This is a genomic window from Halobacterium bonnevillei (assembly GCF_009831555.1).
In the GTDB taxonomy this organism is placed as follows: domain Archaea; phylum Halobacteriota; class Halobacteria; order Halobacteriales; family Halobacteriaceae; genus Halobacterium; species Halobacterium bonnevillei.
On the sequence record NZ_WUUU01000133.1, the window covers coordinates 1 to 8557 of the forward strand.

At 67.5% G+C, this 8557-nt stretch carries 7 protein-coding genes, 1 tRNA gene and 2 pseudogenes; 6 read left to right on the plus strand and 4 right to left on the minus strand.

Annotated features, from left to right (window positions below; genetic code table 11):
• Positions 1–136, minus strand: a pseudogene (locus GRX66_RS13840) (superoxide dismutase); the annotation flags it as partial.
• Between the two features lie 318 nt (positions 137–454).
• Here GRX66_RS13840 and GRX66_RS13845 point away from each other — a divergent pair.
• Entirely contained in the window at positions 455–1600 is a 1146-nt protein-coding gene (locus tag GRX66_RS13845) for an acyl-CoA dehydrogenase family protein (RefSeq protein ID WP_159527086.1), read from the plus strand.
• A 95-nt stretch (positions 1601–1695) separates the two neighbouring features.
• On the opposite strand, the gene GRX66_RS13850 is transcribed toward GRX66_RS13845, so the two are convergent.
• Both GRX66_RS13850 and rdfA read right to left on the minus strand, forming a co-directional pair.
• Positions 1696–3615: an archaea-specific SMC-related protein gene (locus GRX66_RS13850; RefSeq protein WP_159527087.1), complete on the minus strand. Its 1920-nt coding sequence runs from the start codon at positions 3613–3615 to the stop codon at positions 1696–1698.
• Positions 3616–3701: 86 nt separating this feature from the next.
• Positions 3702–4319, minus strand: coding sequence for a rod-determining factor RdfA (gene rdfA / locus GRX66_RS13855; protein WP_159527088.1), 618 nt, complete (start codon positions 4317–4319; stop codon positions 3702–3704).
• A 99-nt stretch (positions 4320–4418) separates the two neighbouring features.
• Between rdfA and GRX66_RS13860 the strand changes: the two genes are divergently transcribed.
• From GRX66_RS13860 to GRX66_RS13880, 5 genes are all read left to right on the plus strand, one after another.
• Positions 4419–4503, plus strand: a tRNA-Leu gene (locus tag GRX66_RS13860).
• A 252-nt stretch (positions 4504–4755) separates the two neighbouring features.
• Positions 4756–5136 (plus strand): group I truncated hemoglobin, encoded by a 381-nt coding sequence (locus tag GRX66_RS13865; protein ID WP_159527089.1) that lies wholly within the window; start codon positions 4756–4758, stop codon positions 5134–5136.
• Positions 5137–5209: 73 nt separating this feature from the next.
• Positions 5210–6001: an inositol monophosphatase family protein gene (locus GRX66_RS13870; protein ID WP_159527090.1), complete on the plus strand. Its 792-nt coding sequence runs from the start codon at positions 5210–5212 to the stop codon at positions 5999–6001.
• A 71-nt stretch (positions 6002–6072) separates the two neighbouring features.
• Entirely contained in the window at positions 6073–6522 is a 450-nt protein-coding gene (locus GRX66_RS13875; protein ID WP_159527091.1) for an Lrp/AsnC family transcriptional regulator, read from the plus strand.
• A 98-nt stretch (positions 6523–6620) separates the two neighbouring features.
• Positions 6621–7754 (plus strand): DUF63 family protein, encoded by a 1134-nt coding sequence (locus tag GRX66_RS13880; protein ID WP_159527092.1) that lies wholly within the window; start codon positions 6621–6623, stop codon positions 7752–7754.
• 387 nt (positions 7755–8141) lie between these two features.
• Here the strand turns inward: GRX66_RS13880 and GRX66_RS13885 are convergent.
• Positions 8142–8557: pseudogene (locus GRX66_RS13885) on the minus strand (YcaO-like family protein); the annotation flags it as partial.

An 8557-nucleotide genomic window follows, 5' to 3' on the forward strand; every position in this document is an offset into this window, starting at 1 on the left:
TCTCTTCGGCGGAGTTCCAGCCGTTGACGTAGCCCTGGTGGTGGGTGTCGTGGTGCCACGTCAGGACCTGCTCGCTGATGTGCGGTTCGAGGGCGTCGTAGTCGTACGGAAGCGGCGGTAGCTCGTAATCGGACATTGCACTTACCCGATTGTGCCGACGCCTCTTGGTGGTTTCCGGAAGCGCGTTTTAGTTGGATTCCCAACTAATCTGTGGGGTGTGGTACGACTCCCGGTTCGGGTAGCGGTCGCCACGGTCTCGGAGCGCGTGACTCACGTCGAGGAGCGTCCGGCTGGTGACCGCGCCCGTGAGCACTCCAGCCAAAAGGGGCCGCCTGACGGCGTAGGCGGCCGTCTCGAGCGGTCGGATCAGCAGTTCGAGTCCGCCCGGAAGAACTGCGCGGGCATTGTCCGGGGTTTACGAGCGCTTTTGGTCCGGTCTACGGTAGTAGTGTGCATGGACTTCGGACTGACCGACGAGCAGCAAGCAATCCAGGAGGAGGTCCGCCGGTTCGCGGAGAACGAGATCAAACCGGTCGCCTCCGAGTACGACGAAGCAGAAGAGTACCCCTGGGAGGTCATGGACAAGGCCGCCGAGGCCGGCCTGCTGGGCCCCGGCATCCCGATGGAGTACGGCGGCGCGGGCTACTCGCCCGTCGAAGCCGCGATCATCATCGAGGAGTTGTTCGCCGCGGACGCGGGCATCGGGCTCTCCGTCTCCAGCGCCGGGTTCGGCGCCGAATCGATCATCGCGTTCGGGACCGACGACCAGAAGGAGCGCTTCCTCCCGCCTGTCGCGGCCGGGGACGCCATCATGGGGTCGGCGATCAGCGAACCCGACGTCGGGTCGGACGTCTCCAGCGTGTCCACGCGCGCCGAGAAGGACGGCGACGAGTACGTCATCAACGGCAACAAGATGTGGATCACGAACGGCTCAGTCGGCGACTTCTTCGTCGTGCTCTGCCAGACGGACCCCGAGGCCAGCGGCCGGTACAACGGCTTCAGTCAGATCGTCGTGGAGTCCGACCGCGACGGCTTCCAGGCGGACAAGATCACGGGGAAACTCGGGATTCGAGCCTCCGACACGGCGGAGCTCATCTTCGACGACGTCCGCGTCCCCGAGGAGAACCTCATCGGCACGGAGGGCGGCGGCTTCCTCCAGTTGATGCAGTTCTTCGACGAGACGCGCACGATGGTCGCCGCGCAGGGCGTCGGCATCGCGCGGGGCGCCGCAGAGCGCGCGCTCGAGTACGCGCAGGAACGCGAGCAGTTCGGCCGCCCGATCAGCGACTTCCAGGCCATCGAGCACAAGCTCGCCGAGATGCACACGCAGACGGAGGCCGCCCGCACCATCACCCGGAAGTCCGCGTGGAGCGTCGAGAACCGCGACGAACAACTCACCGCGCTCGCGTCGATGGCAAAGGAGTTCGCGTCCCGCATCGCCGTCGAGGTCGCCGACGAAGCCGTCCAGATCCACGGCGGCGCCGGCTACGTCAACGACTTCGACGTCGAGCGGTTCTACCGCGACGCGAAGATCACCCAGATCTACGAGGGCACCACGGAGATCCAGAAGAACATCATCGCGCGCGAACTGCTCGAGTAACGGCCGGTACTCGCTACGAATCCGTTGGACCGGCCCCACTTGGATCCTCACCGTTTCGGAGGACGGCGACTAACCGTCTCCGCTCGCCGACCAGCTCAGATTTCGGTGACGCGGTTGTCCACGTCCACGGCCTGCGCGTCCTCCGGCAACAGCGCGACGACCAGGAAGTCGGCGTACTCGGAGACGTAGTCCACGAGCGACGCGATGCGGTCGGAGTCGATCGCTTCCAGGGAGTCGAGCAGCATGAACGGCACCGTCTCGTAGACGTCGTGCACGAGGTAGCCGGCGAGCGCGAACACGAGTCCCGTCACCTCGCGCTCGCTCTCCGAGAGGTGGTCGACGGTGTCCTCGTAGGCGGTGCCGTCGGCGCTCGCCCGCACGACGTGGAGCTCGAACTCCGACTGCTCGACGGTCTGCCGGCCGCTCTTCGTCCTCGCCGTCGTGCGCTCGATCCAGATGCGCTCGATGTTCTCGTAGTCGAGGCGGTCCAGCACCGTCTCCATGTGGTCGTTGAACGCGTCGACGGCCGCGGCCTCCACGCTGTCCACGCGCTCTCGGAGGTCCCGCAGCGACTCCACCACGCCAGCGCGCTGCTCCTCCAGCTCCTCGCGGCTGTCGAGACGGGCCTGCAGTTCCCTGACCGTCTCCCGGGCGTCCGCGAGGTCCTCGGTCACGCGGTCGAGCTGGACTTCCAGTTCGTTCACGCGCTTGGCGCGATCCAGCGCGGCGTCCCGGCCGTCGTCCTCGACGGCCGTCTCGAGGTCCTCGACGTCGGCCTCGAGGGCGTCGCGGTCGGCGGCCAGTTCCTCCACGCGGGCCTCGCGTTCCTCGATCTCTTCCTCGACCCGCTCCAGTGACTGCTCGAGTTCGCTGCGGCGCTGTTCGACGTTCGAGACTTCCTTCCGGCGCTCGGTGAGGTCGTCGAGCTCCTCGCTGACTTCGGCTTTCTCCGCCAGTTTCCGCTCCCGGAGGTCCCGCAAGTGCTGGACCGTCGAGTCGATGCGGTCGGCCTCTACGTTCGTCCCGCACGTCCAGCACACCTGGCGGTCGTCGGCCAGCAGTGCGTCGGTCACCGCTCCGTCGGTGTCCTCGGCGGCGCCGAGTTCGTTCTCGATGTCCTCCTGGATGCCCGCAGACCCCTCCAGGAACTCCTCGTTGAAGCGGATGACGCTCTGCAGGTCGTTGATCTCCGCGTCGAGGGTACTGCGTCGCTCGCGCAACTGTTCGATGTTCTCCGCGAGCGCGTCCACGTCGACGTCGCCGGCCGGCAGCGTGTCGCGCTCCTGACGGAGGTCCTCGCGTTGCTCGCGCAGCGACTCCAGGCTCTCCCGCTCGGTCCGCAGGCGGAACCGCACGTCCTCGAGGTCCGAGCGCTGCTCTTTGAGCTCCGAGAGCGCCTCCGAGCCGCCCTCCTCGGCTTCCACCTCGTCGAGGGCGTCACGCGCCTCCTTGAGTTCGGCCTGGAGGTCCTCGCGCTCGGCTTCCAGTTCCGCGACGCGCTGCTCGCGGTTGGCCACCCGCGCCTCCACGTCGTCCAGGTCAGCGAGTTCGCTGTCGATGTCGCGTTTCTCCCCCTCCAGGCGTTCGATTTCGCTGCGGAGGTGTGCGGTGTCGACGGGTCGAACGATGATCTCGCGGAGGTCCTCGCCGTGTTCGACGGCGCGCCGGGCCTCGTTGGACTCCAGGAGGAACGCGAACAACTCCGCGAGTTCCGGGTCGTCGAGGTAGGCGTCCCCCCCGAACACGACGTCGCCGTCCACGCGATGCAGTTTGCGTTCGTACGTGTCGCCGCCGAGTTCCAGTTCGACGCGACCCTCTTCGGCGTCTCCCTTCAGCGTCGCGTTCGTGCTCCCCAGTGCCGCCATCACGGCCTGCAGGAACGACGTCCGGTTTGTCGCGTTCCGGCCGACGAGCACGTTGACCCCGGGCTCCAAATCGACGTCAGTCTCGTCGATTCCGCCCACGTTCTGGGCGCGTATGCGTGCCGCCGACTGTAACGCGGCTGGCTGATCCATACCCCTGTTTCTCGGTCACGAGATATAGTTCTTCATCATACGGGCGGAATCAAGGCGCGCGGGCCTGCTCCGGGCCGATGGCCGGATCACTCCTCGCACTCGCAGCCGCCGCGACGCAGGAGTTCCTCCGCGTCGTAGTCGGCGCCGCAGTCCTGGCAGAACACGCGCACGTTCACGAGGACGTCGGCGTTCCCGACGTCGATTCGGCCGGTGTTCGCTGACCGCTCGACGGCGTCTGCGGTCACGGACTCCGCCCGGGACTGCAGGCGACGCAGCGTCTCGATGTCGCGCTCCAGTTGCTCGCTGTCCTCGCTCTCCGGGCGCTCGACGCCCCGGTAGTCCCGGAGGTACGTGTGCACGGCCTGATGGGAGACGAAATCCGACAACAGGGTGTCGACGTCCACGCCGTCCCGCGAGAGCTCGAGGCGCTTCTGTGTGCGTGCGCCCTCGCTCTCGTCCTCGTCGGTCAGCACGCGGTACGTCGTCTCGAGGTCGGCCTCCACGGGGTTCACGCCGGCGTCGTCCAGTGCCGACGCGAGCAGCGCCTGGTTGAACTCGTCGGCGAGCGTCCGGAGACTCGCGCGCTCGACGCCGTCGCCCAGCCAGCGGCGTTCGAGCCGGTCGCCCTCGCCGTCGAGGCCGTACGACTCGATGAGTCGCCCGACCTTGCAGCGCGTCACGTCCCGTGCCTCTCCCTCCGTCATCACGTGGACCCAACAGCTACCGAGAGAAAAGTACAGCGGTCCCACAGCCCCCGGAATTCGCAACGCCTAAACCCGGCACACGCCGAGTGTGTGTCGCGTGCGAGGGTAGCCAAGCTCGGCCAACGGCGACGGACTCAAGATCCGTTCTCGTAGGAGTTCGAGGGTTCGAATCCCTTCCCTCGCATCGCATCGCGCCGCACGCGATGGGGTGCGGAGGGTTCGAACGCTGTCGGACGCGTCCGACGGAAGTTCGAATCCCTTCCCTCGCATCGCATCGCGCCGCACGGCGCGAATGGATGCGGGAAGTCCGCGAGGCGGACTTCCCTCGCAAAACGCTTCTGTGTGTTCACGCGTCGAGCCGTGGGTGTCCGATAGCAGTCGTGTGAATTCGCCGAAACAGGTAGCTTTTATTCGGGGTGTCGCCTCGAAGTCGAACATGGGCGACACGACGCTGTACGAGCGTCTCGGGGAGCGACCGGGGATCCGGGCCGTCGTCGACGACTTCTACGACCGCCTGCTGGCGGACGACGACCTCGGGCCGTTCTTCGAGGGCGCCGACGTGGAGTCGCTGCGACGCACGCAGACGGACTTCCTCTGTGAAGCCGCCGGCGGGCCGGAGACGTACGACGCTGCGCCCGTCCGGGAGGCGCACATCGACGTGCCGTTCACGCCCGCACACATCGAACGCGCCGTCGAATTGCTGTACGAGAGTCTCGACGAGTACGGCGTCCCCGACGAGGACGCCGACGCTGTGGTACAGGCCGTCGCGCAGTACGAGGACGACTTACTCGCCTCGCCCGAGGACGACGCGGTCTGACTCGGGGTTCGGGAACGCGCCGTCCCGACAGCGTACCGACGACTCTTTGAGCGGGCGGGCCGGTGCTGTGACCATGAACGAGGACCGCGTCAGCGTCGCAGAGCGCGCCGCGCGAGCGGGCAGCGAGGTGGCGCTGGCGGCGTTCCGCACGGGCATCGACGTGGAGACGAAGTCGGGGAAGACCGACGTCGTGACGGCGGCGGACCGGAAGGCACAGCGCCGCGTCATCGAAGTCATCCGCGAGACGCACCCCGAGGACGCCATCGTCGGCGAGGAGGAGGACGAACTGAAGACAGTGCCGGAGTCGGGCGCCGCGTGGGTCATCGACCCGATCGACGGCACGAACAACTTCGTGCGCGACACCCAGGTCTGGGCGACGTCCGTCGCGGCCGTCAAGGAGGGCGAAACTGTCGCAGCCGCGAACGTCCTGCCGGCGATGGAGGACGCGTATATCGCCGGCGAGGAGGGCGTGACGCGGGACGGCGACCCGGTGTCGGTCAGTTCCAAGACCGACCCGGAGACGTTCGTCGTGGTGCCGACCATCTGGTGGGACTTCGACCACCGCGACCAGTACGGCCGGGCGTGCGCTGCCATCGTCGAGCGGTTCGCGGACATGCGGCGGTACGGGTGCGCGCAGGCCGTGCTGTCGATGCTCGCAAGCGGTCAGATCGAGGGCGTCGTCACGAACGTCGTCGCGAACCCCTGGGACTCCGTCGCGGGCGTCCACCTCGTCCGGCAGGCGGGCGGCGTCGTCACCGACGTCCACGGCGACCGCTGGGAGCCCGGCGCGGAGGGCCTCGTCGCGTCGAACGGCGAGGCCCACGACGTCGTGCTCGAAGCCGCACGCGAGATCCGCCCCGAGTAGCAGGGCCCGCTCTGGGCAAGTGTGGCCGCGAGTAGTAAGCGTATTGGTGGTCTCGGTGCTCGGCTCAAGGTATGAACCTCGATGACACGGACCGCGCCATCCTGCGCGCGCTCCAGTCGAACGCCCGGAAGCCGTTCAGCGAGATCGCACGCGAGATCGAGATGTCGAGCGCGACCGTCCACGACCGCGTGAACCGCATGGAGGAAGCCGGCGTCATCCGCGGCTACCACGCGGATCTCGACCCGAAAGCGGTCGGCCTCGGCACTTCGGCCATCGTCGGCCTGCGCGTCGAACAGGGCCGCGAGGACGAAGCCCTCGACCAGCTCGCAGACATCGAGGGCGTCCAGGAGATCAACCTCACCACCGGCGAGTGGGACATCATTCTGCGCGTGTACGCCGAGAACACCGACACCCTCCGCGACCTCATGTTCGAGGAGATCGCGGACATGGACGGGTTCGCGCGCTCCCAGACGATGGTTGTCCTCGGCACCGAGTACGAGTCCAAGGAACTCCCGCTCTGAGGGCCGGAGAGCCGCTCACGCGACGACCTGCGAGTAGATTGCGGTGACGTCGTCCGAAGACCGCAACGATAAAACCCTCACCGACCACGTCTCCGTACATGAGTTTCCCCGAGACCGACCGCGAGCGAGCCTGGGCCGCGGTCGTCGGTGTCGTCCTCCTCGCCCTCGTCGGCGGGTCGCTACTCTTCCGCGACGCCGTGTATGGCGGTTTCGTCTGGCACTACTTCTGGGGGCCCGTGGCCGCCGACGCCAACGGCGCCCAGTGTGCGGTCTGGAACGGCGGGAACGTCGAGTTTCTGTACAACTCCGCCGCCTGCCGCGCCGCCAGCGAGCCAGTCGCGCACCCCGGTTACACGCTCGTCTCCGAGGTCGGGTACGCCGTTACGCTGCTCGCGTCACTCATCGGCGTCACCTTCCTCCTCGACCGCCTCCGCGTCGGCGAACGCATGGACTTCCTCTACGCGCTGTTCCCGTTCGTCCTCCTCGGCGGTGCGCTCCGCGTCGTCGAAGACGCGAACGACGCCGCCGTCGCCGCCGACCTCGAGCCCTTCCTGGCGTTCCCCGTGAACACCCTCATCATCAGCCCCATCATCTACTTCGTGATGTTCGCCATCGCGCTCGCGGCGCTCGTCGTCTCCGTCTACCTCGCACGCCGCACCGACGTCACCGACGGCTACCACCGGCCGCTGGCCGCCATCGGCACCCTGCTTCTCACTGCCACCGTCGGCTACCTCCTGTTCCTCTCCGCGACCACCGACTACGTCTCCCTCCACCCGCAGTTCACCCTCCTCACCGTCTTCTTCGCCACCGTCGTCACCGCCATCGTCTGGTACGCCGCACGACACAGCCTCCCGTCAGTCACCTCCGGCACCGAGCGAGCCGGCGCGCTCGTCGTCTGGGCGCACGCCGTCGACGGCGTCGCCAACGTCATCGGCCTCGACTGGGCCCGAGAACTCGGCCTCGCCAACGACCTCATCCCCAAACACCCCGTCAACGCCGCCGTCGTCGACTTCACCAGTAGCACGCTCCCCGCCAACATCACCCACTACACGGGCACCGCCTGGCCGTTCCTCCTCCTCAAAATCGCCGCCGTCCTCTTCGTCCTCTCGCTGTTCGACGCCGGCCTCCGCGACGACGCCCCACGATACTTCGTCCTCATGCTCGTCGCCGTCGTCGCCGTCGGCCTCGGCCCCGGCACCCGCGACATGCTCCGCGCGACCTTCGGGGTCTAATACGCGCTGTTTGCGCTGTCACGGATAGCGCGGGCGAACGCGAGGCGTTCGCTGCCCTCGCAAATCTTCGATTCGCTCAGTGACGAGAGACGCCTTCGGTGCCGCTCGAACCACGTGGGGCGCGCTTCGCGCGGTCCACTCGGAAACACTCGCGGGAAAAGCACTCCTCGCTCCCGTCGCGCTCGCATTGTTCGCGTGGTGGTCGCTCGTCGGCCAGCGCTCACGGCTTCGCCGTTCGCGCTGTGAATCGCGGACTTTTCGGGCTCTTCGAACCGCTCGGTCCCCGAATGCTCGTCACAACGTATACAGCCGACTGTCCAGCATCGGCAAGCGAGCGGTTCGAAGAGCCCGAGCGAAGCCGTTCACCGCGAGCGCAGCAAAACGTGGCTATGGGAACGGATGGAACGGCTGGTCGAGGCTGGGTTCGAAGCCGAGTTCTCTGGGGATGGTTCTGGCGCGGTCGCCGAAGTAGGGGGTGTCGACGAAGAGCGGTTGCGCCTGGGGGACGAGGACGCGGACGGCTTCGAAGCCGGCGGCGTCGAGGTCTCGGGTGGTCAGGCGGGCGGCGAAGGCGTCGAGGTCGACGGCGGCGACGGCGTCGAGGACGGCGTCGAGTTCGGCTTCGCCAGCGGGCGGGTCGTCGGGGCCGACGTCGTCGAGTGGGATGGTGGTGCCGGGGTCGACGAAGTCGTGGACGTCGTCCGGGAAGTCAGCGTACTCGCCGATGGCGCCGTCTTCCTCGCTGGCGGCGTCGGGGCCGAGCGCGCGGAGTTCCATCCAGTTCTGGAGGGCTTCGCAGAGCG